Origin of the sequence: Bacillus sp. FSL R5-0523 (assembly GCF_037975295.1) — a bacterium.
Taxonomy (GTDB): Bacteria; Bacillota; Bacilli; order Bacillales; family Bacillaceae; genus Bacillus; species Bacillus subtilis.
The window spans coordinates 3348995-3374345 of record NZ_CP150251.1; the positions used below are offsets into that span (position 1 = coordinate 3348995).

Sequence of the window (25351 nt, forward strand, 5' to 3'; positions counted from 1 at the left end):
TCATCCTTTGTTTGATGTTTGAATGGAAGAAATGATGCGTGCCGGAGCACCGGCCGCCGTTACCCTGTCCGGTATGGGACGAATCACCGCGGAGCCGGCTCCGACAATGCTCCAAGCCCCGATTGTGATCTGCGGTATGACGGATGCACCAGTTCCGACGTGAGCGCCTTCCTGAACGGAAACCGCTCCTGACAGCGTGACACGCGGGGACAGATGAACGTAATCGCTGATTTGATTATCGTGCTCTGCCACTGCACCCGTATTGATGATGCAATGAGCGCCGATGCGCGCATCCGCCTGAATGATCGCGCCCGCCATAATTACTGTCCCTTCCCCAATGACAGCCGACCTGCTGACGATGGCTGACGGGTGAATCAATGTAATAAAATCATCTTTCCTCAGTCCCAGTCGCTCCGCCAGCTGTTTTCTGACACTGTTATTCCCAACAGCAATCAGAAACAGCACATCAGGAATGAGCCTGCGCAGTTCAGTAACGGCTTCCGGCGGTCCTGTGTACCATTCTTTTCCACCTTCGAACGTTTTGAATTTATCATCCAGCACCGCGGCTAAGCGCGTATCTGAACGGGCGTTTATCAGCTCTCTGATCACCTTTCCGTGTCCGCCGTCACCCACAATGGCCACATTTTTCATGAGGACACATCTCCGCTTCCGGTAAACCGTTCCGCGGTCACATGATTGGTTTGCTGAATCCCTTCTGAAACAAGGACCTTTCGCACCGTCAAACATAAAATTTTCAAATCGAGAAAAAATGACCGGTTGTCAACGTACCAAACATCTAATTCAAATTTCTTTTCCCAGGAAATCGCGTTTCTGCCATTGATTTGCGCCCAACCTGTGATACCCGGCTTCACCTCATGGCGCCGTGCCTGTTTTTCTGTATAAAGGGGCAGATAGTCCATCAAAAGCGGCCGCGGCCCGACAAGGCTCAGATCGCCCTTCAGGACATTCAGGAGCTGCGGAAGCTCATCAATGCTCAGCTTTCTGATCAGCCTGCCCGTTTTCGTCAGCCGGACTTCATCGGGCAGCAGATTTCCTTCACTGTCTCGTTCATCCGTCATTGTCCGGAACTTATATAGGGTGAACGGTTTGCCGTGCAGGCCTGGCCTTACTTGCTTAAAGAAGACGGGTGATCCTATTTTCAGCCTGACAACGGCGATGGTGAACAGAATGATCACACTTGTACAGCACAACAAAAAAATGGCGGCCGTCAGATCAAAAAGTCGTTTCAGGATCAAAGATTCACAGCTCCTTTCGTTTTTCGAAACCGTTTTAATACCAGCTGTCTTTCCTCTTTTGTACAAACGAGCATAAAAGCGAAAACAGCGTAGAAAAAGCTGACTGTCACTCCCGTCGCTATCAATGACGGCCAGCTGTCAATCTTCACAATGAACTGAATTGCCTTACAGACCGTCCAGGCAAACACAGCGGCTGAAAGAGGCCCGATGATACCTTTAAAGAACACGTGCTTTTTGCAGCCTGTAATGCGGGATACGTAAAGCGGCGTAAAGATGGCATTTTTTAAAATAAGAGAAATGGCCCCTGCCAATGTTATGCCGTACAGACCGAGATGAGCCGGCCCGCTCAGCGTGACCGCCAGCACCACATTCACCGCACCTAACAGCAGGGTAACAATCGCCGGTGTTTTTTGTTGATTAAAAGCGGTCCATATATAAAACAGCGGCATAAAGGCGAGACTGACAACCAAGTATCCGGCATGAATAAATAAAAGCGGTGCTATCGACGAAAAGGACGGTCCGAGCCAGATTGTCAAAAAAGGTCCCGCCAATCCGCCCAATAAGGCAGCAGGAAGTGCAAGCAAAACACCATTGAGCCTCACTGCCTTATTGGCGTAATTCATCAATCCGTCCATATCGCCTTTTGAATAATATGAAGTCATGATAGGCGCAAACAGGGATGCGACCGTTCCGGCCAAGCTGCGCAAAAGCAGCGGAAACTGGATAATTGCCGCGTATTTCCCGGATGCGGACGCCCCCAGCATCAAATTGGCGGTTAACAGATCAATCTGCAAAAAAAGCAGGACGCCGATTTGATTGACGGAGCTCCATACGCCCGCTTGAAACAGCTCCTTGCTTGTGCGGAATGAAAGATCCTTCATACGAAACGAAAACCACGGAATCAGTTTTTTGAAGAAATAGAAAGACAGCACAGACGCAATGACAGCACCAGCTAAAGCTGCAAGCTGGATCTGCCAGATTTTCGGCGCAAAGCATGCAAACAGGAGCAGCACAGACAGCACCCGTATAAGCATTTGCACCGCCTGAATGGAACTAGTGATATAAAGGCGGTTGGCATAAAATGGTGCAGCACCGAAACCCGCCATCAGAAACGTTAAAATAAACAGCAAACTGCCGATTAAAATCGACAAACGCACATCAGCCAAAAGCGCTTGCGGCACATTCATGACGCGGTCAATAAAAAAAGCCGAACCCGCAAGCGGCAGCAAGAGCAGCAACGAAATCAAAACAGAGGCCGCTAAATAATTGCTGATATACGCATTTGCTTTCTCCCGCTCTCCCCTGTGGGCAGCAACAGAAAAGAACCGAACAACAACCGAGCTGAGCGCCACGGTGATAACCGAAAAGTAATTAATCACATTTTGTGTCAAGTGAACAAAGCCAAACGCTTCCACACCAAGCGTTTTGACAATAAAAGGCGTCATCCAAACCGATAGGAAAACAGACAACAGAAAAGCCGTGAGATTAGCGCTGAAGTTTATCGTGAATTTCATGCCTGCTTCGCACTGCCTTTCATTGTCCCCCGATGCTCGAAAAACAGCTTGATGAGAAAAGTGAGCCGCCATTTACACAGTGCTAATACCAAACGCTCTCCTCTTAATAATTTCTCATGCTGAAACGGTGTATGTCTGACAGCCTGCCGCACCATGTCATAGGATAAAATCTGTCTGATCTTCTTTTTGATGTCTTTCGGCGAATTCGGAGAAGCACAGGCATTTGCCAAAAGCATCGGAAGCTGATGCCTGCAAATGTACACATTCAAATCTTCTTTACATGCGCCTGCTAAGCCGTAGTGATTGTAGAATGCGATTTTAGCCTGATATTGTTTTTGAAGATGTTCATCCATCGCCGGCTTATAAGGAATTTCTGTCAGGCTGTTCGGGTTTTCACGATAAATGTACAATCCTTCATCAAGCATTTTCACCCGCTCCGCTTCGCAAAAAGCGGACAAATTGAAGGGAGAGTCTTCAGCAAAACGGATGTCTTCATCAAACAACAGATTCGCTCTCTCAAAAAGCTCACGGCGGTAAAGATAACGCCATACATACCAGATAAATCTCGTTTCGTGAGCATGTTTAAGCCGTTCAGTCATTTCTCGTTTTGTCAGCACGCGGTTTGCCTCAAGCTGCGGCGGCACATATGTCCGCCTGTCCGATGACTGCTTGTAAAAACCGCATCCGGCGATGTCAAGCTGATTTTGCTCCGCTTCTTCAGCCAGCCTCTGGAACATGGCGGATAATACATAATCGTCTCCGTCTACAAAGCCGATGTAAGTGCCCCGCGCGGCCTTTATTCCCGTATTTCGCGCTGAACTAAGCCCGCCGTTTGCCTGATGAATGACCCGGATTCTCGCATCCCGTTTTGCATAGTCCTCTGCAATCTCGCCTGAACGATCCGTTGTTCCGTCATTCACGAGGATGATTTCAATATCAGAAAGCGTTTGGCAAAGCAAAGAATCAATGCACTCTTCTATAAATGGTTCAACATTATACATCGGGACAATAATGCTGACGAGCGGGATCATTGCGCTTCACCGCTGATTTTGTCACGCAGACCTTTAAAATACACATCTCTCGGAAAGCCTGCACGGGGTGTTTCTTTTGTTAAAAGCTCATTGACTGCGGCTGTTACGCGCTCTGGCTCCGGATGTTCTATCAGCTTCATGAACGGGATGTCTTTAAGCCATTGATAGCCCTCCATCACCTTATGGTCAAAGGAGCGAATGACAACACATGGCGTTCCTGTCAGCGCGCAAAAAATCATGCCATGAAGCCTGTCAGTGACGACGGCTTCTGCGCTTTGCAGCTTAGACCACAGTGCTTCAAGTTCTTGTTCGCGTGTATCCCGGCTGACCCGGCGGCCGATCGTTGTCGTAAAGGATTTGATCTCGCCGAATTCCTCAAATAGCGCAGCCTTGACCCGGTTCCTCTGGTCCTCCTGAAGCACGCTTTCCTGATCCTCGCGCAAACATATATAAACCCCTTCGCGTTCTGCGGGGGTCTTGCTTCTGTCTAAATACAGCACCATGTCCGGCTGCTTCAAAATTGTCTTTTCTTGAAAATGCTGTTTCATAAATTGATACGTTGTTTCATCCCGTGCCATGAGCAATAGGCCGGGGTGCGCATTATAAATTTTCTGTGCCCGTTTCAGCTCTTTGCGCCCTTTTTTCGTGTCAGAAAAATGGGCCGTTGCCGGAAGCTGGACAACCCGATAGTCACGGAATGTTTTAATGATGAAGCGGCGCGTCCACTCCTCATAACGGTATAAATCCCCCATGTTTCCGCCGCCGATGATAAAGACCATATCCTCCGGATGGCGCGAGTGGATCAGTTTTTTTGCTGATTTGTAAATGTCCTTCATATCGACCTCGACGATGTCAAAGTCCGGGTATTCTTGCTCAAGAAATGCCTTGCTGGCATAAGCAATTGCATGATCTCCCAAATTGTCATGGGACGGCAGCAGGGTCAGTATGATTTTTTTCTGATGTGCTGCGGCCTTTACCGGCTGATCTGCCGCTCCCAGCCAATATTGGGACGGGTATTTGACCTTAAGCAGCAGCCATTCTGCAAAATTGATTTTCAACGATTGTAACGACATGTCCTCACCCTCTGTTTCTCATTTTGTACTCGATCACCCGCTGATACACAGCCGATGCCATAGCGACGAACGGAATCATTCTGTATTTCGCCATCAGAAGCAGGCATGACCGTTTTGCGTCAAAAGGAGCGGTACCCGTTTTTGAAAGACTTTCTTGAAACACCGGGTCCGCGCATATCACGCCAACATTTCTAAGCTTTTCAAACAGCCGGCGGCTGCCGCTCGTTTTCCATTCATTCAGCATACAGATGCTGCTGTGAAGAACGATAAAGGTATCAAGCTCCTTGCGATACTCCTCCAGTTTGTTGTTCTCCTGTAAAAACGCCGCATTCGCCTCATACAGCGCAAGTCCTGATTCAAACAATTTTTTCTGATAGCGCTGCACAATGGAGGAAAGGTGAATTCGGTAATGATAGAGCGGCGTTTTTACGTAGGATACTGAGCGGGCGAAAAAATGAGCCCTGAAGCTGAAAAACTGATCCTCGACATGCTCCAGCTCGCCTCGGAGCGGAAACGACAGCCGATGAGCTTCAATCATGCTTCTTCTGTACAGTTTGTTCCATGAAAACCCTCTGACCTTCCCTTCGAATAACGCCTTGATATAGTGCTCCTTCGGCTGATCCTGATAGGTTTGGGCAATGTCTGAGTCCATGGTTTTGCCAGTGTCCTCAAACTCTGCGGCGTAATTGCAAATGACCAGATCAGTTTCATCGCCTGCTGCCCGGAGCATCTGCTCGCAATAATCAGGTTCGATCCAATCATCTGAATCGATAAACGCGATAAATTCGCCGCGTGCCGCCTCAATGCCTTTATTCCGAACCGCACCGAGACCCTGGTTCTCTTGATGAATCACCTTGAACCTGTTGTCCATATTGGCGTATTCTTCTGCGATATCCGGGCTGGCGTCTGCTGAACCGTCATTAACAATGATGATTTCTATATTGTCCACTGTCTGGTTCCGCAGGGATTCGAGACACGTTCTGATATATGTTTCTGTGTTATAAACAGCGACTAACAGACTAACCGCAGGTGTTTCCATAATGACCGGCTCCTCTTGCATAAATTACCGGGAAAAAATCGTTCTGTAAGGCAGAACGGATGAATCAACCGGCATAAGCAAATAACTGTAAAGAAAATAACAAACAATGATAGCAATATAGATAAGGGCGTTCGATTTTTCATCAAATATCCTGACAAAATAAGGGACTAGGATCATTTGATACAGACCGAAATAAATATTGAATCTGGCAAAAATCACGTCCTTTGTGGCCAAAAGGCCGAACAAAAAACCTAGCAGGCACAAATTGACGACAATATCAATTTGCGGCCACAGACTCCGCAGTCGTTCTTTATAGCAAAATGCAAGGAACAGCGGCAGAACCAAAACAGCGATTTTGATCACATTCATTCCATTTGTGTTCGTCATGAGCCATTTTTCATAATGGCTGTATGAGCTGTTTTCAAGTACAACGACAAACACAGAAATAAATTTTTGATATAAAAATGTCATGCCGAGAAATAAAGCGGATAGGCCGAATATCGCCGGTGACCAGGCTTTTCTTCTGACAATAAAGTACACTGGAATCATAATCAGCGCCGACGAATGAAAGAGCGAGCTGACCAGCACAATCAGGAAATATCGCTTCCAGTTCCCGCTAATGATATAACGGATCGCCCAAAACAAAACAGCTGCGACCATGTATTGCCTGATGCCGTTAAAAGACGCGTAGTAATGAAAGGTTCCCAAAAACAAAAAGACACTCAGCTCAAACGGCCTGCCATAGTCGGCGAGTGTCTTCATAATAAAGCTGTAGGTCACGACCGCCACCGTAAAATACATGATTTGAGGATCTTCCGTGATGAAATTCATCAGCCAAAGGAGTGCGGTAAACCCCGGATCTGTCGCTGTTTTTGCTGTGCCGAAACCGAATATCTGCCACACATTTTGATAATCGCCCGCCAATTCGTACAGCAGCGTATACGTCTGAAAATCCGTGCCGACTCGATAGCGGAGACCTGACACGAGCACAAGTGAAGCGAGCGGAATCCAGATCAAAAGCTTATTCGGCCGATACCCCGTGGCAAGCGAATCGTCACGGCCGCCGCACATTTTAGCGAACCAAGACCAAATAAATACAATCCCCATATTGACGGCATATACAATCATCGGTTATGGTCCTTTTCCGTGCTGATGTTGTATACATTCAGCAGCGCTCCTACATTTTGCTGTGCATCGTAGCCAAGTTGAGCGAGTGTTTCTTTGATGAACTCACGCTTCGGCCTGCCTGCGGCGGCCGCCCTTGCAATGGTTTCAGCCCAGACGCTGATCGGCTCAGAAAGACTTAATCTTGTGACAAGCCCGAGACCGGCGTCGACTTTTTCTGTAATGCTGTCTGAAATGATGCATGGAAGCCCCGACGCCTGCGCTTCCACAAGCACAACCGGCAAGCCTTCGTACAGAGACGGCATGACAAATACATCGAATGTTCGCATCAGTTCATGGATCCGTTCTTCCGTGCCTAAAAAGAGGACGTCTGAAAGCAAATTCTGCCGCCGCGCCTCCTCCTCTATCTCCCCGCGCAACGGCCCGTCTCCCGCCAGAACGAGCTGAAAGCGAACGCCTCTTTCTTTGAGATGTGCGGCAAGTTTCAGCAGGAACGCGTGGTTTTTCACTTCATGAAACCGGGCCACATGGCCGATGATGAGCCGGTCAGCTGCAATGCCGCGTGCTGCTTTTTCTTCATCAGCCGCCTGCCCATTTGGGGCGAACAACTCAAGGTCAATCCCGTTAGGAAGAAGGTGAACACACTCCCGCTCCATATTGGACTGTCCAAATAAAAACCTGCCCGCATCCTCTCCGCAGGCACACAGCGCTGTCGCATTTGCCAAAATGAGCCGCCTGAACACCATCAGCTGCAAGCGATCCTTCCAATTGAAGCCGGTCTTCCAAGACGTATTGTGGGAATGGCATACCCTGACCGGCACTCCGGCGAGCCTTGCCGCAAGGGCGATAAAACCCGTTTGGAAATCCGTGTGCGCATGAACGGCGCTGAACGGCCCGTTTTCTTTTATCGCGTTTCTCACATTCCTCACAAATGTAAGGGGATTGCTTTGCCCAATGCTCGGGACATAAAAAAGCCGCCCGCCTAAAGATAAAATCTCTTCATCGTAAGCGCACGGATCATTTCGATACGTTAAAAAGTCAAATTGCACTTTGCTTTTGTCCATTTTCCGATATAAATTCATCACCATGGTTTCCGCGCCGCCCCTGTTCATGCCGCTGAGAACATGGAGCACGCGTTTTTGGCTGCTATTCATGCTTGACAAGCCCTTCCTTTTGGTTCATTACTCTTTTTTTGTGGTAGCGATTCATCACGGCTGCAGGCATAAAGGCGCGGATTAACGGTTTTGCGATATATATGTAATCAGATAAAGGAAGCTTCAAGCGTCTGCACGCCTGATAGACAAGGATGGCATTGTCGATTGAATACGTAAATGACCGCCGTTTGAATGCATCGCTGTCTTCCCTCACTTTATACAAGGCTTCCTGAAGATTATAGCCCCTGAAGCCCTCTTCAAAAAAGCGAAGCCACAAATCAATATCTTCCATTCGTCTCGTCCGCCGCACCGACCGGTAGCCTTTCAGCGTGCGGTAGGCACTCGCTCTCATCATAATCGTGCCGTGGCAAAATGGAGTCCCTTTTGCCATGATGCCCGGCTCCGGAACAGAAGGCAGAATGCGGGTGCCTCTTACGCCAAATTCATCAAACACAAGCATGCCGGTGCCAACCACCTGATAGTGTCGGTGCTTTTCTAAAAACGCGACCTGCTTTTCCAGACGGCGCGGAAACGAAAGGTCATCTCCGTCCTGACGTGCGATATAATCGCCTGTCGCATGCGAAAGACAATGATTTAATGATGCGGCAAGCCGCTTATTTGTTTTGTTTTGAATCAGTTTGATGCGGTCGCTGTAATGAGCGGCATACTGCTTCGCGATACGGAGCGTGCCGTCTGTTGACGCATCATCGCACAAAATCAGCTCCCAATTTTTATAGGATTGGCTGAGAATGGATTCTATGCTTTCTGCCAAAGTGCGTTCGCAATTATAAATGCCCATAATGACAGAAACTTTCGGTCCTGAGTTCATACGCTTTTCTCCTTTGTATCCATATCCATGTACGCGGAATAAATATCTGCCATTTCTTCCACCGTTCGCGCCTCCGAGAAGCGCAAGGCTGTTTTTCGGCCTTCCTGTCCCAGCTTTCGGCAGAGCTCCGGCTTATGGTAAAGCTGTTCAATCCGGCGGGCAAAAGCAGCACTGTCACCGATTTTGATCAGAAAACCGTTTTCTCCGTCGCGAATGATTTCCCGATGCCCGCGATTATCTGTGGCGATCGCCGGTTTTTCTGCCGCCATTCCCTCAAGCACATTCATGCCGAGGCCCTCTCTAATGCTGGATGCGACAGATACATCCGCAAGCTGAATCAGCTCATGTATGTCGCTGCAAAAGCCGTAAAAACAGACATTGGCGGAGGCGCCAAGCTTTTCAGCTAACGTTTGATACGTTTGTTCCATTGCCCCTTCCCCGGCAAACACAAGGCGGAGCGAGGGAATTTTTTCTTTTAGCAAGGCTGCGGCTTCAATTAACTGCTTCTGGTTTTTGTTCAGATTGAGCTCAGCCGGATAAACCAATATAAAATCATCTTCACGGAACCCGTGCTTTTCTCTGAGTCTTTGCTGCTCTATCGGACTGACTGGCCGGAAACGCTCGGTATTGACGCCAATGCCGTGAATTTTCTGCGTCCTTCCGCCCGGCCTTTGAAGTCCTTTCGCCCGTGTGTAATCCTCTTCATTAATCGTAATCAGGCAGTCCGTATATGCTGAAAGCCATTTCTCGACCGGATAGTAAAGAAGCCAATTTTTCACTGGTGCTCCTTTGCAGAAGTGAAATCCGTGCGCTGTGTACAGCACCTTTGTTCCGTGCCGCCGTGCCTGCCTCGCCGCCAGTCTGGCGAGAACACCGCCGACCGGTGTATGGCAATGGACAATGTCGTATTCATAGGTGTCGATCACTTTCTTCAGTTGCCTATAAACGGCCAGGTTCTGAGGGTCAAAAGGTGACCTGCGAATCGGAATGGAGAATTTCTCATCCACATACGGCAGCTTGGTTTGTCCGTTCGCGGCGACATGAACCTCCCAGCCCATTTGCTTGAACCATTTAAAATAAGGGAGGTGAAAGGCCTTAAAATGATAATCAACAGTCGCGCAAAACAAGATCTTTTTCGTCATTTTCACTCCCCCTAATGAACGCTGGCAGCCGTCATTTCTTCTGATGTATTGATTGCCGCAAACAGCCTCGCTCTCAGGTCGGCTTCCGGCAGCTCATGAAAATCCTCGATAAAGCGCATCAGCACCGGCCAATCGCCGTCCACCGCTTTACCGATGTGAATTTTCGGAAAGATTTGTTCAGCATGGACTTCATTTTTGTTCAGTAATTCTTCATACATTTTTTCGCCCGGACGAATGCCTGTGAATTCGATTGGAACCTGCTCTGTCGTGTAGCCGGACAAATGAATGAGGTTTTTGGCAAGATCTACAATCTTTACGGGCTCTCCCATATCGAGAACGAAAATCTGACGCCCTTTCGCCAGTGCCCCAGCCTGAATCACAAGCCTTGATGCCTCGGGAATCGTCATGAAATAGCGGGTCATTGCCGGATGTGTTACTGTCACCGGGCCGCCTTTTTCAATCTGTTTTTTGAAAATCGGAATGACGCTGCCGCGGCTCCCGAGTACATTGCCGAAGCGAACAGCGACAAATTTGGTACTGCTGACTTTCCCAAGATTCATAATAATCATCTCTGCGAATCGTTTTGTCGCCCCCATTACGTTGGCTGGGTTCACCGCTTTGTCCGATGAAATCAGCACGAATGTCTCTGTTCCCGACATATCGGCTGCTTCCGCGACATTTTTTGTTCCGATAATATTGTTTTTGACCGCCTCTTCAGGATTATGTTCCATTAAAGGCACATGCTTATGGGCAGCTGCATGATAGACAACATGCGGCTCGTATTTTTTCATCAAGGTAAACATTTTATCGCGGTCCTGCACATCAGCGATTTCCGTATGGAACACAATGTGTTTGCCGAATCGTCCGTTCAGCTCTGTATAAATTGAATGAATGCTGTTTTCCCCATGGCCGAGCAGAATAATTTCCTTAGGCTGAAACGCGCTGATCTGACGGCAGATTTCCGAGCCGATTGATCCGCCCGCTCCCGTGACGAGAACTGTTTTTCCTTTGATGCGGTTCGAAATTTCGCTAGTGTCGAGGGTTACCGGCTTTCTGCCGAGCAAGTCCTCAGCTTTTACATCTCTGATTTGTCCGGCAGTTCGTGTGCCAAGCAGCATTTCATCAAAATGAGGCATAATTTTAATGCTTACTCCGGTTCGCACACATTCTTTATATAACACCTGAAGCTCATGGGTGCGGAGTGAAGGAATGGCAATAATAATATAGTTAATTTTGAGCTTTTGCACCGCAGGCATGATACTTTCTTTTCCGCCGATTACGGGCAGCCCCATAATTTCTAATTTATGCTTCGTTTGGTCGTCATCAATAAAAGCGACAGGTATGATATCAGGTTCATCTTTCGAAAGCAGCTGCCTGACCATCAGAGTCCCACCTGAGCCCGCCCCGATAATCAGCGCGCGGGACGAAGCGCAGCGTTTTTTCCTGATGCTTTCGTTTAATACTCTGGATAAAATACGGGTCCCTCCAATAGACAAAAGCTGAAGCACCCAGCACGCGGTTAACAGACGGAAGAACATCGTGTGATACACAGCATATTGAATGATGCCGGTCACAGCGGCGGAAAGCGTAATGCCCTTAAGCAGGACGATCAGCTCGCCGAGTCCGGTGTATGTCCACACCTGTTTATACTGATTGAACAGGAAAGCACACACATGATAGCTGAGGAGCAAGCTGACAGCGGTAAGCAGTAATGCTCCGGAGTCATAAAATTGATAGGAATCTTTTAAAAATTGATATCCTGCAATAACTGAATTTAAAACGAGGTAAGTATCCAGCGCAATAATCATTGACAGTCTTCTCCGGTAACTCAACCTTTTCCCCCCTAATTCTTTTATCGGTTTAGCTGCGGCGGTTTTCGTCTCTCCAAAAAATCGGCAGCAGCTAAACCGACAATACGTCCTATGTATATATCAGATAAGTGGGCATTTAACCCATCCTCACGCCCCGCCAGCGACGACCAGCATCTAAGGCAGCAACTTCAGCTGCCCACAGCAGAGCCGAGTGCCTCCATTGATACAGGTCAGGAGACATCACCTTTACAAAAACTAGTAGGAATAGTGTTCCGATTTTTTCATTTTCTTTTTGTTTAAAAGAGCGCCTAACAGCTTCGCATTGGATTGTTCCAGTGCATCTTTTGCTTTCAGAACGGTATCGGTTTTTGTTTTTCCGCTTAAAACGACGAGCACGCTGCCGTCTGTTTGATTTGCTAGAATCTGAGCATCTGCAACAGCCAAAAGCGGAGGGGAATCAAAGATGACGAGGCTGAATTGTTCATAGATCTCAGATATTAAATCTCCCATTGCTTTTGAAGACAGCAGTTCTGCCGGGTTTGGCGGGGTCGGCCCGCTTGTCAATACATATAAGTTATCGATCGGCGTCTTTTGCACCGTCTCACTGAGTGAAGCATTACCGACCAGCACATTTGTCAGCCCGGTTACATTATCAACCTGAAACGTCTGATTGATGGTCGGCTTTCTTAAATCGGCATCCACCAGCAGTACTTTCTTTTCCTGCTGCTGCGCAAAGACAGCCGCAAGATTCGCTGCACTGAACGATTTACCTTCACCAGGCACAGAGGAGGTGACGAGGATAGATCGCAAGCTGGTCTGGACAGATGAGAACTCAATGTTTGTCCGAATGGTGCGGTATTGTTCCGCAACAACTGATTTATTGTGTAAAACAGATATTTGAGCCAAACCTCGCCTTGCTTTCTTTTTTCTAAAGATCACTCGCTTCACTCCCCGAAATGTTTTATCCCGCGATTCCGCCCTTTGTGGACATCAGGAACGGAGCCTAAGCATGGCAATCCGGTTCTCTCGCTGAGCTGCCGTGCGCTTTTGCACGTATCATCGAGAAAATGCAGAAAAAATGCCAGTGTAATGCCGCCCATGACAGCAGCGCCAAAAGCCATGACCATATTTCGCAGCCTGGCCGGCTTGATCATCGGGCTTTCAGAAGCCTTCGCCTCTGATAATATATGTACGCCTTGTACATTCATTCTTTCATCTACTTCTTTTTCAAACTTGTTCACTAACGTGTTCGCAATCTCAGCCGCTTTCGCCGGATCGTGATCCTGGACGGCAACGTTGATTATTTCTGATTCATTTTCACTGCTGGTAACCACTTTTCCTTTCAGCGAGGAAGCCGATTCAGATAGGTGCAATTCCGCCTTAACTTCTTCCATCAAGGCAGTGCTTTTCATAATCGATTGGAACGTGCTGCTATACTGAAGATTTCGCTGGATGTCACTGAGATTCGAGTTTTCTTCACCGTCTGATTCATGAACCAGCACCTGTGTCGACGCCTGGTAGGTCGGTGAAATGACCTTAAATTGCACAAAACCCATCATAAGGGTGACGCCGATTGTGATGAGCAGAATCAGCACGAATCTGTGTCTGACAATCGCATATAATTCTTTGAAACTCATATTCTCATTCATGTATTCATAGCCTTCAGCCTTCCCGCGGCTGGCTTCCCGCGCCCCTTTCTGTTAATGATTGGATTATAAAAGAAAACGTTATTATTTAAAAATTGCAAAATAAGCCAATAAGTTCTCTTTAGAGAACAAAATCATGATTTTCCTCTAATTTACTGCACTTCCCTTATTATTTTAAATTTTATAAAGAACGAAAAATTCCTTATAATGAACGAAATAACGACAGGAATAGAGGAGAATTTCATATTATGATTGGAAGAATTATCCGTTTGTACCGTAAAAGAAAAGGCTATTCTATTAATCAGCTGGCTGTTGAGTCAGGCGTATCCAAATCCTATTTAAGCAAGATTGAAAGAGGCGTTCACACGAATCCGTCCGTTCAATTTTTAAAAAAGGTTTCTGCCACACTGGAAGTTGAATTAACAGAATTATTTGACGCAGAAACAATGATGTATGAAAAAATCAGCGGCGGTGAAGAAGAATGGCGCGTACATTTAGTGCAAGCCGTACAAGCCGGGATGGAAAAGGAAGAATTGTTCACTTTTACGAACAGACTCAAGAAAGAACAGCCTGAAACTGCCTCTTACCGCAACCGCAAACTGACGGAATCCAATATAGAAGAATGGAAAGCGCTGATGGCGGAAGCAAGAGAAATCGGCTTGACTGTCCATGAAGTCAAATCCTTTTTAAAAACAATGGGAAGATGATGAACGGTTAAAGGGCTAACGTTCGCATCTTCAGGGGAAATCTGTTTATAATGGGGGAAAAAGGGAGAGGACACAATGACTCATCAAATAGTAACGACTCAATACGGCAAAGTAAAAGGCACAACGGAAAACGGCGTACATAAGTGGAAAGGCATCCCCTATGCCAAGCCGCCTGTCGGACAATGGCGTTTTAAAGCACCTGAGCCGCCTGAAGTGTGGGAAGATGTGCTTGATGCCACAGCGTACGGCCCTATTTGCCCGCAGCCGTCTGATTTGCTGTCACTGTCGTATACTGAGCTGCCCCGCCAGTCCGAGGATTGCTTGTATGTCAATGTATTTGCGCCTGACACTCCAAGTCAAAATCTTCCTGTCATGGTGTGGATTCACGGAGGCGCTTTTTATCTAGGAGCGGGCAGTGAGCCATTGTATGACGGATCAAAACTTGCGGCACAGGGAGAAGTCATTGTCGTTACATTGAACTATCGGCTGGGGCCGTTTGGCTTTTTGCACTTGTCTTCGTTTGATGAGGCGTATTCCGATAACCTTGGGCTTTTAGACCAAGCCGCCGCACTGAAATGGGTGCGGGAGAATATTTCAGCGTTTGGCGGTGATCCCGATAACGTAACACTATTTGGAGAATCCGCCGGCGGGATGAGCATTGCCGCGCTTCTCGCTATGCCTGCGGCAAAAGGCCTGTTCCAGAAAGCAATCATGGAAAGCGGCGCTTCCCGAACGATGACGAAAGAACAAGCGGCAAGCACTGCGGCTGCCTTTTTACAAGTCCTTGGGATTAATGAGAGCCAGCTGGACAGATTGCATACTGTAGCAGCGGAAGATTTGCTAAAAGCGGCTGATCAGCTTCGGATTGCAGAAAAAGAAAATATCTTTCAGCTGTTCTTCCAGCCCGCCCTTGATCCGAAAACGCTGCCTGAAGAACCAGAAAAAGCGATCGCAGAAGGGGCTGCTTCCGGCATTCCGCTATTAATTGGAACAACCCGTGATGAAGGATATTTATTTTTCACCCCGGATTCAGACGTTCATTCTCAGGAAACGCTTGATGCAGCGCTCGAGTATTTACTAGGGAAGCCGCTGGCAGAGAAAGTTGCCGATTTGTATCCGCGTTCTCTGGAAAGCCAAATTCATATGATGACTGATTTATTATTTTGGCGCCCTGCCGTCGTCTATGCATCCGCACAGTCTCATTACGCCCCTGTCTGGATGTACAGGTTCGATTGGCACCCGGAGAAGCCGCCGTACAATAAAGCGTTTCACGCATTAGAGCTTCCTTTTGTCTTTGGAAATCTGGACGGATTGGAACGAATGGCAAAAGCGGAGATTACGGATGAGGTGAAACAGCTTTCTCACACGATACAATCAGCGTGGATCACGTTCGCTAAAACAGGAAACCCAAGCACCGAAGCTGTGAATTGGCCGGCGTATCATGAAGAAACGAGAGAGACGCTGATTTTAGACTCAGAGATTACGATCGAAAACGATCCCGAATCTGAAAAAAGGCAGAAGCTATTCCCTTCAAAAGGAGAATAAATATGGGGAAAACAGGATACATTGGTGCTGCCATTGTTGTGGCAGCTTGTATCATTATTTTGTCGGCCGTGGTATGTTTACGGGACACAGTCTATTACCAGCCTATGCGCTGGACTGGCATCATACTGTTTTTCGCGGGAATTGTGATGGTTCCCGCATACTCAGCAAAAAGAAAACCCGGAAAAGAGAAGTAATTCTCTTTTCCGGGTTTTTATGTTTATTATAATCTTCCCGCGCGAATATCGTCTGTCATTCCCTCATAAGGTGCCTTCGAAATCACTTCTTCGTTGTCGACTCCTTCATTTTTCAGAAATGTAATTTCCGCAAATTCAGGTACAACGTATTTTGGATACGTTTCATATTTTTCACGGGATTCTTTCATCAAATCAATGTGATCATTTTGGTAGCAAACCGTAATTTCAGGATGTTCATGCACCCATTTCGGGAAGAAAATAATGCCGTGCATGCGTTTTTCATTTGGCATAAAGTTTAATGAAACATCCGTGCCAGTCGGCTCTGTCCAAGACACTTTATATACGCCTTCTGTCAGTTTGACAATATTCACTTCCTGATCCCGAACCCAGCGTCCGGCAACCATTCCGCTATGAATCCTATAATCAATTGTATGGTCGTTTTTAATATAAATCTCGTATTCCCATCCGTTATCATACGTATAAATCATGTGGCTTCCGATAAAGTTTTCCATCTTACACACTCTCCTTAGTCTTTTACTGTACTTCATAAATGTCTAGTAGAACGTAATCAGGGGTTCTTTCTGCGGAACCGATAAACAAGCGGTCATGGAGCCATTGATAGACTTCACTGCCTGTTTCAAACGTCGGTACCGTACGAAAATAAACATGCTCCGGTTCAATAATTTCCCCGGCTGCCGCTTGTTTTCGAAACGGCTCGCTGACTTGCCGTATTCCATTGTTTTCAATGTAAATCAGTTCATGATCTGCTGTTTCAATCACATACCTGGCAGATAAATCTGTTCTGCCGTTAGCGCGAATCATTTGTGAATCGGCACCGCCCGGCAAAATACGTCCCTTTACTTCCCCGGTTATTGTTCCCGAACGAATCGGAATGAATCGTCTCAGTCCCAGGCTTGTCTCACCAATCGTGATAGGCGGATCAACCTTGATTTCTAAAGAGGCGAATGGTTTTAAAACCGGCTTCTTCACGAGAACCACCTCACCTTCAGAAAAAAATCATGTAACTATTTACATGTTCACTTTAACACCATTGCAGTTAACTGTCAAACAATAGGAACATAAAAAAACAAGGACTGTTTGAAGACAGTCCTTGTCTGAAGCTAGCTTTGATAAGCAAGATATGTGCTGACAGTGCTTTTGGCAAGACAGGCAGAGGAATCTATAATCGGAATCTCACTTTGAATATGATCTAACACCGCATTTAAATCCGTGCAGGCTGAAATGATGATGTCTGCATGCTGACTGATTTCTTCATATAGCGTCTGCCACAATGCTTGTGTATGCTGCATATGATTTGGCTGTTTGATTGCGGCGATAAGCTGGTTCACAGCCTGCTGCCAATGGTCCTTGTAAATAACTTCTTGTCCATTTCCCTTCAGAACTTTTTGGTAGATGGCGGATTGGATGGTTGGCTCTGTTCCTAAAACCACCGCTTTTTTTGCGGGATGCGGAATCTCTTTTATCGTTTCCTCAACAATATGCAACATAGGAACCGACAATGCCTGCTGAATCTCTTCATAGTAGACATGCGCCGTATTACAAGGCAGCGCAATGAAATCCACGCCTGTTTTCTCGAGCTTTACCGCTCCGTCGATAATCGCTTTTTTCATCTCGTCATGGTCAATTGGACGATCTGCATAGAAGGGCGTCGGGCATGAATAGATCATCATGTGCGGGTAGTCAATATCGTTTGAAGCCCCATACAGCTTCTGACAGTAATCAATCACCTTATCAATAAACGGCGAGGTCGATTTCGGCCCCATTCCGGCTAATATTCCGATCATCTAGTTCATTCCTTTCTAATTCGTACGGACCGCTTCTTCTTCTGAGCCATCCTCATAGAGGATAAAGCTTTTCGCAGCATCCTCGCCTAACATAAACTCGACTTCAACAGACAATGCTCGCAGAAAGAAACGGGTTTCCGAGGAAGGAAATAACTCCAGTCTCAGCTGTCCAGTGATCTCCAAATAAAGCCTTTCATTCTGGGCTGTCACCTGTGCAGCCGTCCCATCCTGAAACAAGTAGCTGCCAACGTAGCTGCTGTATATCGCCGTATCAATTGCTTTTTTCTTTTTATCAGCAGGACGTTCCGGGACCTCATATGGCTGGCCAAATAGAATATGTTCCGCCGCCTTCAGAATCGCTTGTTCATATTCAGTATCCTCTTCCTTATTACTCAAATAGATCAGTGTTTTACGATGATCGATATATCGGATCATCAACGTCGAATAGCCGGGCCACCCTCCGCTGTGGCTGACAATCCGCCCTTTTTCAGGACTATTTTGCAGTACCCAGCCAAAGCCATAATCAATTGTTTCTCCATTGTTGAGGCGCACTGGAGAAAACGCGGATTCCTTAGAAGCCTTGCTGATTAAATCGTCCTCATATAAAGCCTGATCAAATCGAAACAAATCACTTGTGACAGAGTTCACCGTCCCGTCTCCCTGTATGCCATCGAGATACACAACATAGTCCGTTTCCTCTAAATCATCAGGGAGGACGTATGTTTCGGAGTGTACATCATACACATATCCATATGCATAATGATCTATTCGCTCAGGCGAAAGCCTCCTGTTATACACTCTTGTTTCATTCATGCCGATCGGTGAAAAAATACTTATTTTCATAAAATCCGCATAGCTCATACCAGACGCTTTTTCAATGATAACCGCCAGCAGCATATACCCCGTATTGCTGTACATCCAGCCTTCATTCGGCTCAAAATAACCGGGCAGCCCCTCATTCATCAGCATATCGACAATATCCTGATTCACCGCAATCTTGTGTGAATCCCAATTGGCAAAAAACCATCCCATATAATCAGGAAGCCCTGACGTATGGTTCAATAAATGCCGAATCGTTACGCCCTGATACGGAAAACCGGGCAGCCAGCGATCCACTTTATCTTCATAGCCAAGAATCCCCTTCTCCTCTAGCAAGATGATTCCCAATGCTGTAAAAGGCTTTGACAAAGACGCTAACTCAAACAAAGAGTTGGTTTGCAACGGGCGTTTTTCCGTCATTTCCGCATAACCAAAAGAGTGATGATATAAAATATCGCCACCCTCCGCAGCCAGAACCGTCCCGTTAAACTGATGTTTTTCGCCTAATGTCTCAAATAACGTCTGAAGATGCTTTCTTTTATTCTGCTTCATTCCTCCACCTCCCATATCTCTGTACGTTACTAACCTACTAACGTTTCAAATATTTTGAAAATAACAAAAAAAGTTGATCAATCCTCATACAGGAAAAATCAACTTTAATATAGCGGTATTAGATCTGTATGAATCAAAAAATCCCCTTTTATGAAGTCGGAGAAGGAACTCTAGCGGCTGCAAAATGGGTTCTCGTAGTCGCTTGAATGACTCCGGCGGCAGTACTCCTCATTGCAACTGTCACCGTATCTCCGGCGTTTAACTGAAGAATTTCAGTTATTGCTACGACTGCCGGGATGTTCCCTGCTTGAGATTTGTTATTTCCGCCTACCACATCTTGATTCACGAGAAATACGACTTCTAAGTTGAAGTCAACAATTGCATTCGGTTGAAACTCAACTGATGCATTAAGAGAATACACGCCTGCTGTTCTCGGTGAAAATGTAGATGTGTTAGGGTTATATTCATTCGCTAAATCAAATTGCACATTTTGAAAAAGGACTCCGCTAGCTGCATTTGCAGCCACTGACAGATTCGCATTGCTGGTAGCTCGGAAAGCAGAAATAGGCTGGTTACTATTTGATGTAATTGGTGCGAAGAGCTGGTTTTGTTGAGCTGGCGGGGTATTTCCATTTCTGCCTTGCATGACACTTGGTGATAAAAGAGGTTCCGGTCGATCGTTCCTCTTAATCCATTTAGTTGGCCGTGGCGGCATAACTTTTTCCTCCTTATAAGCCTTACGCTTCTATCATTTGTTTGCTAGTGAATACATTATTATATTGATCGTTACAGACATTGAAACGGTATCTGCCCGACTGTACTCAAAAATAGAAATAACAGCAGCATGTTCCCAAAACAGATTACTGCTTTTGATCCAAGATGAATTTCAAGGCATGGTTCACCCTAGAAGATATTTTCTGAATCATTACTCAAAAGGTAACTTTATGCCCATTCATCAGGCGTTATAAAAAATACAGAGAATGAAAAGAAATATCCATCTGTATTAGTTCTTTAGACCTGTAACTTTTTAATCCTTTTATAATTTTCTATCAAACAAAAGAGGAAAATAGACCAGTTGCAATCCAAACGAGAGTCTAATAGAATGAGGTCGAAAAGTAAATCGCGCGGGTTTGTTACTGATAAAGCAGGCAAGACCTAAAATGTGTAAAGGGCAAAGTGTATACTTTGGCGTCACCCCTTACATATTTTAGGTCTTTTTTATTGTGCGTAACTAACTTGCCATCTTCAAACAGGAGGGCTGGAAGAAGCAGACCGCTAACACAGTACATACAAAAAGGAGACATGAACGATGAACATCAAAAAGTTTGCAAAACAAGCAACAGTATTAACCTTTACTACCGCACTGCTGGCAGGAGGCGCAACTCAAGCGTTTGCGAAAGAAACGAACCAAAAGCCATATAAGGAAACGTACGGCATTTCCCATATTACACGCCATGATATGCTGCAAATCCCTGAACAGCAAAAAAATGAAAAATATCAAGTGCCTGAATTCGATCCGTCCACAATTAAAAATATCTCTTCTGCAAAAGGCCTGGACGTTTGGGACAGCTGGCCATTACAAAACGCTGACGGCACTGTCGCAAACTATCACGGCTACCACATCGTCTTTGCATTAGCCGGAGATCCTAAAAACGCGGATGACACATCGATTTACATGTTCTATCAAAAAGTCGGCGAAACTTCTATTGACAGCTGGAAAAACGCTGGCCGCGTCTTTAAAGACAGCGACAAATTCGATGCAAATGATTCTATCCTAAAAGACCAAACGCAAGAATGGTCAGGTTCAGCCACATTTACATCTGACGGAAAAATCCGTTTATTCTACACTGATTTCTCCGGTAAACATTACGGCAAACAAACACTGACAACTGCACAGGTAAACGTATCAGCATCAGACAGCTCTTTGAACATCAACGGTGTAGAGGATTATAAATCAATCTTTGACGGCGACGGCAAAACGTATCAAAATATACAGCAGTTCATCGATGAAGGCAACTACAGCTCAGGCGACAACCATACGCTGAGAGATCCTCACTACGTAGAAGATAAAGGCCACAAATACTTAGTATTTGAAGCAAACACTGGAACTGAAGATGGCTACCAAGGCGAAGAATCTTTATTTAACAAAGCATACTATGGCAAAAGCACATCATTCTTCCGTCAAGAAAGTCAAAAGCTTCTGCAAAGTGATAAAAAGCGCACTGCTGAATTAGCAAACGGCGCACTCGGCATGATCGAGCTAAATGATGACTACACACTGAAAAAAGTGATGAAACCGCTGATTGCATCTAACACAGTAACAGATGAAATTGAACGCGCGAACGTCTTTAAAATGAACGGCAAATGGTACCTGTTCACTGACTCGCGCGGATCAAAAATGACGATTGACGGCATTACGTCTAACGATATTTACATGCTTGGTTATGTTTCTAATTCTTTAACTGGCCCATACAAGCCGCTGAACAAAACTGGCCTTGTGTTAAAAATGGATCTTGATCCTAACGATGTAACCTTTACTTACTCACACTTCGCTGTACCTCAAGCGAAAGGAAACAATGTCGTGATTACAAGCTATATGACAAACAGAGGATTCTACGCAGACAAACAATCAACGTTTGCACCAAGCTTCCTGCTGAACATCAAAGGCAAGAAAACATCTGTTGTCAAAGACAGCATCCTTGAACAAGGACAATTAACAGTTAACAAATAAAAATGCAAAAGAAAATGCCGATATCCTATTGGCATTTTCTTTTATTTCTTATCAACATAAAGGTGAATCCCATATGAACTATATAAAAGCAGGCAAATGGCTAACCGTACTCCTAACCTTTTTAGGATTATTGCTGTTTATCGACTTATTTCCAAAAGAAGAACATGATCAAAAAACAAAATCAAAACAGAAGCCGGACTACCGGGCGGCATATCATTTTACGACGCCGGATAAATGGAAAAATGACCCTCAAAAACCGATCTATTTTGATGGCAAGTATCATTATTTCTATCTATATAACCGGGATTATCCAAAAGGTAACGGCACAGAATGGCGCCATGCCGTCTCAGAGGATTTGGTGCACTGGACCGATGAAGGCGTGGCGATTCCGAAATATACAAACCCGGACGGTGACATTTGGACCGGTTCCGTCGTGGTTGATAAAGAGAACACAGCCGGCTTCGGGAAAAATGCGCTTGTCGCGATTGTGACACAGCCCTCAGCCAAAGACAAAAAACAGGAACAATATTTGTGGTACAGCACAGATAAGGGAAAATCATTCAAATTCTACAGTGGCAACCCCGTTATGCCTAATCCGGGCACAGACGATTTCAGAGATCCGAAAGTCATATGGGATGACCAGGATAACAAATGGGTCATGGTCATGGCTGAAGGATCAAAAATCGGCTTTTATGAATCCGATAATCTTAAGGACTGGCATTACACAAGCGGATTCTTCCCAGAACAGGCGGGAATGGTGGAATGTCCCGACCTCTACATGATGCGGGCAAGCGACGGAACGAATAAGTGGGTTCTCGGTGCCAGCGCGAATGGCAAACCGTGGGGCAAACCAAATACGTACGCCTACTGGACCGGAAGCTTCGACGGAAAAGAATTCAAAGCGGATCAGACTGAAGCCCAATGGCTTGACTATGGCTTCGACTGGTATGGCGGTGTGACGTTCGAAGACAGCAAAAGCACAGATCCATTAGAAAAGCGGTATGCGCTTGCCTGGATGAACAATTGGGATTATGCCAACAACACCCCGACAATGAAGAACGGCTTTAACGGCACAGATTCTGTCATACGCGAACTCCGGCTGAAGGAGCAGGATGGCACATACAGCCTCGTCTCACAGCCGATTGAAGCTTTGGAGCAGCTGACTGTTTCAACTGACGAAATAGAGGATCAGGATGTGAACGGATCAAAAACATTGTCGATAACAGGTGATACGTACCAGCTTGATACGGATCTTTCTTGGTCAGAGCTAAAGAATGCAGGCGTCAGGCTCAGAGAATCAGAAGACCAAAAACGCCATATTGATGTCGGTATTTTCGCTGAAGGCGGCTATGCTTATGTCAATAGAGCAGCCACAAATCAGCCTGACAAAAGCAATACCTATGTCGAAAGCAAAGCTCCTTATGATGTAAGCAAACGTAAGGTGCATTTGAAAATACTTGTCGATAAAACAACGATAGAAGTATTTGTTGGCGACGAGAAAACCGTTTTTTCAAATGAAGTCTTCCCAAAGCCTGAAGATATAGGAATTACCCTTTATTCTGACGGCGGCACAGCCTCCTTCAAAAATATAACAGTGAAACACTTTGATTCGGTTCATAAATAAAAACAGGGGCAGCGCAGGCTGCCCCTGTTTTTTTATTAGGAGCGGTATTCTCTGTTACATATTGGGCATTGTAAGAAATATAAGGCTGGTTTCAAAGGAGGAAGCGAATGTCTAAACAAGGAAATTTTCAAAAATCAATGTCGCTGTTTGATCTGATTTTGATTGGGATGGGAGCCATCTTTGGATCAGCGTGGCTGTTCGCTGTCAGTAATGTCGCTTCAAAAGCAGGGCCCTCCGGCGCTTTTTCCTGGATCCTCGGAGGAGCCATTATTTTGTTAATCGGGCTCGTATATGCAGAGCTCGGAGCCGCTCTGCCCCGTACCGGAGGCATCATTCGATACCCCGTTTATTCACATGGCCACCTTGTCGGCTACTTAATTTCGTTTGTCACGATTATCGCTTATACAAGCTTGATTTCAATTGAAGTGACAGCTGTGCGCCAGTATGTGGCCTATTGGTTTCCCGGCCTGACCATTAAAGGGTCTGATTCGCCGACCATTTCCGGCTGGATCTTGCAGTTTGCCCTATTATGCTTGTTTTTCCTGCTAAATTATTGGAGCGTCAAAACCTTCGCTAAGGCGAATTTCATCATATCGATTTTTAAATATATTGTGCCGATTACCATCATTATTGTACTGATCTTTCATTTTCAGCCGGAGAATTTATCTGTTGAAGGATTTGCACCGTTTGGGTTTACAGGTATTCAGGCTGCAATCTCGACAGGCGGCGTCATGTTTGCGTATCTCGGTCTGCATCCGATTGTATCTGTAGCAGGTGAAGTCCAAAATCCAAAACGCAATATCCCGATCGCTTTAATCATTTGCATCATCGTTTCAACCATCATTTATACTGTTTTGCAGGTCACCTTTATTGGTGCAATCCCGACAGAAACACTGAAACATGGCTGGCCGGCAATTGGCCGGGAGTTCTCATTGCCGTTTAAGGATATTGCGGTCATGCTCGGGTTAGGCTGGCTTGCAACGCTTGTCATTTTAGACGCCATTCTGTCCCCCGGAGGAAACGGGAATATCTTTATGAATACGACATCCCGCCTTGTTTACGCCTGGGCGCGTAACGGCACATTATTTGGCATATTCTCAAAGGTCAATAAAGATACGGGGACACCCCGCGCTTCGCTTTGGCTTTCGTTTGCCCTGTCCATTTTCTGGACACTTCCCTTTCCTTCGTGGAACGCGCTCGTCAATGTCTGTTCAGTCGCGCTCATTCTTTCATATGCGATTGCACCCATTTCTTCAGCCGCGCTGAGGGTCAACGCGAAGGACTTAAACAGGCCGTTTTATTTAAAGGGAATGAGCATTATCGGGCCGCTTTCCTTTATATTTACAGCGTTTATCGTGTACTGGTCAGGATGGAAAACAGTCTCCTGGCTGCTCGGTTCACAGCTCGTGATGTTTTTGATCTATCTCTGTTTCAGCAAATATACGCCTAAAGAAGATGTCAGCCTCGCTCAGCAGCTGAAATCAGCCTGGTGGCTTATCGGGTTTTATATTATGATGCTGATCTTTTCCTACATCGGTTCTTTCGGACATGGTTTAGGGATTATCAGCAATCCCGTCGACCTCATTTTAGTCGCGATCGGCTCACTTGCGATTTATTACTGGGCAAAGTATACCGGGCTCCCAAAAGCCGCCATTGATTACGATAAATAAAGAAGCAAGAGGTTTTCTTGCTTCTTTATTCTTTACAAACATACATACACGCGATAAAATGAATGAGAGTCAGTCATTATTGGA

24 protein-coding genes are annotated in these 25351 nt (G+C 46.0%); 6 read left to right on the top strand and 18 right to left on the bottom strand.

Annotated features, from left to right (window positions below; translation table 11 throughout):
• The 13 genes from NYE53_RS17210 to NYE53_RS17270 all read right to left on the bottom strand — a co-directional run bounded on the left by NYE53_RS17210 (nt 1) and on the right by NYE53_RS17270 (nt 13623).
• Entirely contained in the window at nt 1-651 is a 651-nt protein-coding gene (locus NYE53_RS17210) for an acetyltransferase (protein ID WP_014480944.1), read from the bottom strand.
• Entirely contained in the window at nt 648-1256 is a 609-nt protein-coding gene (locus NYE53_RS17215) for a sugar transferase (protein ID WP_014480945.1), read from the bottom strand. Before NYE53_RS17215 ends, NYE53_RS17210 begins: the two co-directional genes overlap by 4 nt.
• Complete coding sequence (locus NYE53_RS17220; RefSeq protein ID WP_339245852.1) at nt 1253-2770, bottom strand: MATE family efflux transporter; 1518 nt, start codon at nt 2768-2770, stop codon at nt 1253-1255. Before NYE53_RS17220 ends, NYE53_RS17215 begins: the two co-directional genes overlap by 4 nt.
• Nucleotides 2767-3801 carry a glycosyltransferase gene (locus tag NYE53_RS17225; protein ID WP_339245855.1) on the bottom strand — a complete coding sequence of 345 codons (1035 nt, stop codon included), beginning with the start codon at nt 3799-3801 and terminating at the stop codon, nt 2767-2769. The genes NYE53_RS17220 and NYE53_RS17225 overlap by 4 nt, the downstream gene beginning before the upstream one ends.
• A complete protein-coding gene (locus NYE53_RS17230; protein ID WP_339245859.1) occupies nt 3798-4874 on the bottom strand; it encodes a polysaccharide pyruvyl transferase family protein in 1077 nt (358 codons plus the stop codon). The genes NYE53_RS17225 and NYE53_RS17230 overlap by 4 nt, the downstream gene beginning before the upstream one ends.
• Before the next feature lie 4 nt (nt 4875-4878).
• Nucleotides 4879-5913 (bottom strand): glycosyltransferase family 2 protein, encoded by a 1035-nt coding sequence (locus NYE53_RS17235; protein WP_063334692.1) that lies wholly within the window; start codon nt 5911-5913, stop codon nt 4879-4881.
• A 24-nt stretch (nt 5914-5937) separates the two neighbouring features.
• Nucleotides 5938-7041, bottom strand: a complete 1104-nt coding sequence (epsG, locus tag NYE53_RS17240; RefSeq protein ID WP_339245865.1) for a biofilm exopolysaccharide biosynthesis protein EpsG — start codon at nt 7039-7041, stop codon at nt 5938-5940.
• Nucleotides 7038-8192, bottom strand: coding sequence for a glycosyltransferase family 1 protein (locus NYE53_RS17245; protein ID WP_339245868.1), 1155 nt, complete (start codon nt 8190-8192; stop codon nt 7038-7040). The genes epsG and NYE53_RS17245 overlap by 4 nt, the downstream gene beginning before the upstream one ends.
• Nucleotides 8185-9021, bottom strand: a complete 837-nt coding sequence (gene epsE, locus NYE53_RS17250; protein WP_003228255.1) for a glycosyltransferase EpsE — start codon at nt 9019-9021, stop codon at nt 8185-8187. Before epsE ends, NYE53_RS17245 begins: the two co-directional genes overlap by 8 nt.
• Entirely contained in the window at nt 9018-10163 is a 1146-nt protein-coding gene (locus tag NYE53_RS17255) for a glycosyltransferase family 4 protein (RefSeq protein ID WP_339245871.1), read from the bottom strand. Before NYE53_RS17255 ends, epsE begins: the two co-directional genes overlap by 4 nt.
• Nucleotides 10164-10174: 11 nt before the next feature.
• Complete coding sequence (locus NYE53_RS17260; protein ID WP_251188179.1) at nt 10175-11995, bottom strand: nucleoside-diphosphate sugar epimerase/dehydratase; 1821 nt, start codon at nt 11993-11995, stop codon at nt 10175-10177.
• Nucleotides 11996-12229: 234 nt separating this feature from the next.
• The gene (gene epsB / locus NYE53_RS17265; RefSeq protein ID WP_021480653.1) at nt 12230-12913 is read right to left on the bottom strand and encodes a protein tyrosine kinase EpsB; all 684 of its coding nucleotides are present in this window, start codon (nt 12911-12913) and stop codon (nt 12230-12232) included.
• Nucleotides 12914-12918: 5 nt separating this feature from the next.
• Nucleotides 12919-13623 (bottom strand): YveK family protein, encoded by a 705-nt coding sequence (locus NYE53_RS17270; RefSeq protein WP_041338900.1) that lies wholly within the window; start codon nt 13621-13623, stop codon nt 12919-12921.
• Between the two features lie 245 nt (nt 13624-13868).
• Here NYE53_RS17270 and slrR point away from each other — a divergent pair, with 245 nt between their 5' ends.
• The 3 genes from slrR to NYE53_RS17285 all read left to right on the top strand — a co-directional run bounded on the left by slrR (nt 13869) and on the right by NYE53_RS17285 (nt 16066).
• Entirely contained in the window at nt 13869-14327 is a 459-nt protein-coding gene (gene slrR, locus NYE53_RS17275; RefSeq protein ID WP_003228245.1) for a transcriptional regulator SlrR, read from the top strand.
• A gap of 75 nt (nt 14328-14402) precedes the next feature.
• Nucleotides 14403-15872, top strand: coding sequence for a para-nitrobenzyl esterase (gene pnbA, locus NYE53_RS17280; protein WP_339245875.1), 1470 nt, complete (start codon nt 14403-14405; stop codon nt 15870-15872).
• Nucleotides 15873-15874: 2 nt separating this feature from the next.
• Nucleotides 15875-16066 (top strand): hypothetical protein, encoded by a 192-nt coding sequence (locus NYE53_RS17285; protein WP_003228241.1) that lies wholly within the window; start codon nt 15875-15877, stop codon nt 16064-16066.
• Nucleotides 16067-16092: 26 nt separating this feature from the next.
• On the opposite strand, the gene padC is transcribed toward NYE53_RS17285, so the two are convergent.
• The 5 genes from padC to NYE53_RS17310 all read right to left on the bottom strand — a co-directional run bounded on the left by padC (nt 16093) and on the right by NYE53_RS17310 (nt 19957).
• A complete protein-coding gene (gene padC / locus NYE53_RS17290; protein WP_339245878.1) occupies nt 16093-16578 on the bottom strand; it encodes a phenolic acid decarboxylase in 486 nt (161 codons plus the stop codon).
• 22 nt (nt 16579-16600) lie between these two features.
• Nucleotides 16601-17056 (bottom strand): DUF3237 domain-containing protein, encoded by a 456-nt coding sequence (locus tag NYE53_RS17295; protein WP_041850507.1) that lies wholly within the window; start codon nt 17054-17056, stop codon nt 16601-16603.
• Between the two features lie 131 nt (nt 17057-17187).
• Nucleotides 17188-17871, bottom strand: a complete 684-nt coding sequence (gene racX / locus NYE53_RS17300; RefSeq protein WP_327828573.1) for a broad specificity amino-acid racemase RacX — start codon at nt 17869-17871, stop codon at nt 17188-17190.
• A 15-nt stretch (nt 17872-17886) separates the two neighbouring features.
• Nucleotides 17887-19242: a serine hydrolase gene (locus NYE53_RS17305; RefSeq protein ID WP_339245883.1), complete on the bottom strand. Its 1356-nt coding sequence runs from the start codon at nt 19240-19242 to the stop codon at nt 17887-17889.
• Nucleotides 19243-19390: 148 nt separating this feature from the next.
• Nucleotides 19391-19957, bottom strand: a complete 567-nt coding sequence (locus NYE53_RS17310) for a hypothetical protein (RefSeq protein WP_339245886.1) — start codon at nt 19955-19957, stop codon at nt 19391-19393.
• A 594-nt stretch (nt 19958-20551) separates the two neighbouring features.
• Between NYE53_RS17310 and sacB the strand changes: the two genes are divergently transcribed.
• From sacB to aspP, 3 genes are all read left to right on the top strand, one after another.
• Nucleotides 20552-21973: a levansucrase gene (sacB, locus tag NYE53_RS17315; RefSeq protein WP_014478052.1), complete on the top strand. Its 1422-nt coding sequence runs from the start codon at nt 20552-20554 to the stop codon at nt 21971-21973.
• 73 nt (nt 21974-22046) lie between these two features.
• Nucleotides 22047-23597 carry a 2,6-beta-fructan 6-levanbiohydrolase gene (levB, locus tag NYE53_RS17320; RefSeq protein WP_339245889.1) on the top strand — a complete coding sequence of 517 codons (1551 nt, stop codon included), beginning with the start codon at nt 22047-22049 and terminating at the stop codon, nt 23595-23597.
• A gap of 107 nt (nt 23598-23704) precedes the next feature.
• Nucleotides 23705-25267 carry an aspartate/proton symporter AspP gene (aspP, locus tag NYE53_RS17325; protein WP_339245892.1) on the top strand — a complete coding sequence of 521 codons (1563 nt, stop codon included), beginning with the start codon at nt 23705-23707 and terminating at the stop codon, nt 25265-25267.
• Nucleotides 25268-25351: the final 84 nt, after the last annotated feature.

Coding starts and splice junctions, on each gene's coding strand:
- epsE (WP_003228255.1), bottom strand. CDS start 9,021: ATGAACTCAGGACCGAAAGTTTCTGTCATTATGGGCATTTATAATTGC.
- NYE53_RS17270 (WP_041338900.1), bottom strand. CDS start 13,623: ATGAATGAGAATATGAGTTTCAAAGAATTATATGCGATTGTCAGACAC.
- NYE53_RS17230 (WP_339245859.1), bottom strand. CDS start 4,874: ATGTCGTTACAATCGTTGAAAATCAATTTTGCAGAATGGCTGCTGCTT.
- NYE53_RS17245 (WP_339245868.1), bottom strand. CDS start 8,192: ATGAATAGCAGCCAAAAACGCGTGCTCCATGTTCTCAGCGGCATGAAC.
- levB (WP_339245889.1), top strand. CDS start 22,047: ATGAACTATATAAAAGCAGGCAAATGGCTAACCGTACTCCTAACCTTT.
- NYE53_RS17285 (WP_003228241.1), top strand. CDS start 15,875: ATGGGGAAAACAGGATACATTGGTGCTGCCATTGTTGTGGCAGCTTGT.
- NYE53_RS17210 (WP_014480944.1), bottom strand. CDS start 651: ATGAAAAATGTGGCCATTGTGGGTGACGGCGGACACGGAAAGGTGATC.
- sacB (WP_014478052.1), top strand. CDS start 20,552: ATGAACATCAAAAAGTTTGCAAAACAAGCAACAGTATTAACCTTTACT.
- NYE53_RS17305 (WP_339245883.1), bottom strand. CDS start 19,242: ATGAAGCAGAATAAAAGAAAGCATCTTCAGACGTTATTTGAGACATTA.
- NYE53_RS17225 (WP_339245855.1), bottom strand. CDS start 3,801: ATGATCCCGCTCGTCAGCATTATTGTCCCGATGTATAATGTTGAACCA.
- racX (WP_327828573.1), bottom strand. CDS start 17,871: ATGATCGGAATATTAGCCGGAATGGGGCCGAAATCGACCTCGCCGTTT.
- NYE53_RS17310 (WP_339245886.1), bottom strand. CDS start 19,957: ATGCCGCCACGGCCAACTAAATGGATTAAGAGGAACGATCGACCGGAA.
- padC (WP_339245878.1), bottom strand. CDS start 16,578: ATGGAAAACTTTATCGGAAGCCACATGATTTATACGTATGATAACGGA.
- aspP (WP_339245892.1), top strand. CDS start 23,705: ATGTCTAAACAAGGAAATTTTCAAAAATCAATGTCGCTGTTTGATCTG.
- NYE53_RS17235 (WP_063334692.1), bottom strand. CDS start 5,913: ATGGAAACACCTGCGGTTAGTCTGTTAGTCGCTGTTTATAACACAGAA.
- epsG (WP_339245865.1), bottom strand. CDS start 7,041: ATGATTGTATATGCCGTCAATATGGGGATTGTATTTATTTGGTCTTGG.
- pnbA (WP_339245875.1), top strand. CDS start 14,403: ATGACTCATCAAATAGTAACGACTCAATACGGCAAAGTAAAAGGCACA.
- slrR (WP_003228245.1), top strand. CDS start 13,869: ATGATTGGAAGAATTATCCGTTTGTACCGTAAAAGAAAAGGCTATTCT.
- NYE53_RS17255 (WP_339245871.1), bottom strand. CDS start 10,163: ATGACGAAAAAGATCTTGTTTTGCGCGACTGTTGATTATCATTTTAAG.
- NYE53_RS17220 (WP_339245852.1), bottom strand. CDS start 2,770: ATGAAATTCACGATAAACTTCAGCGCTAATCTCACGGCTTTTCTGTTG.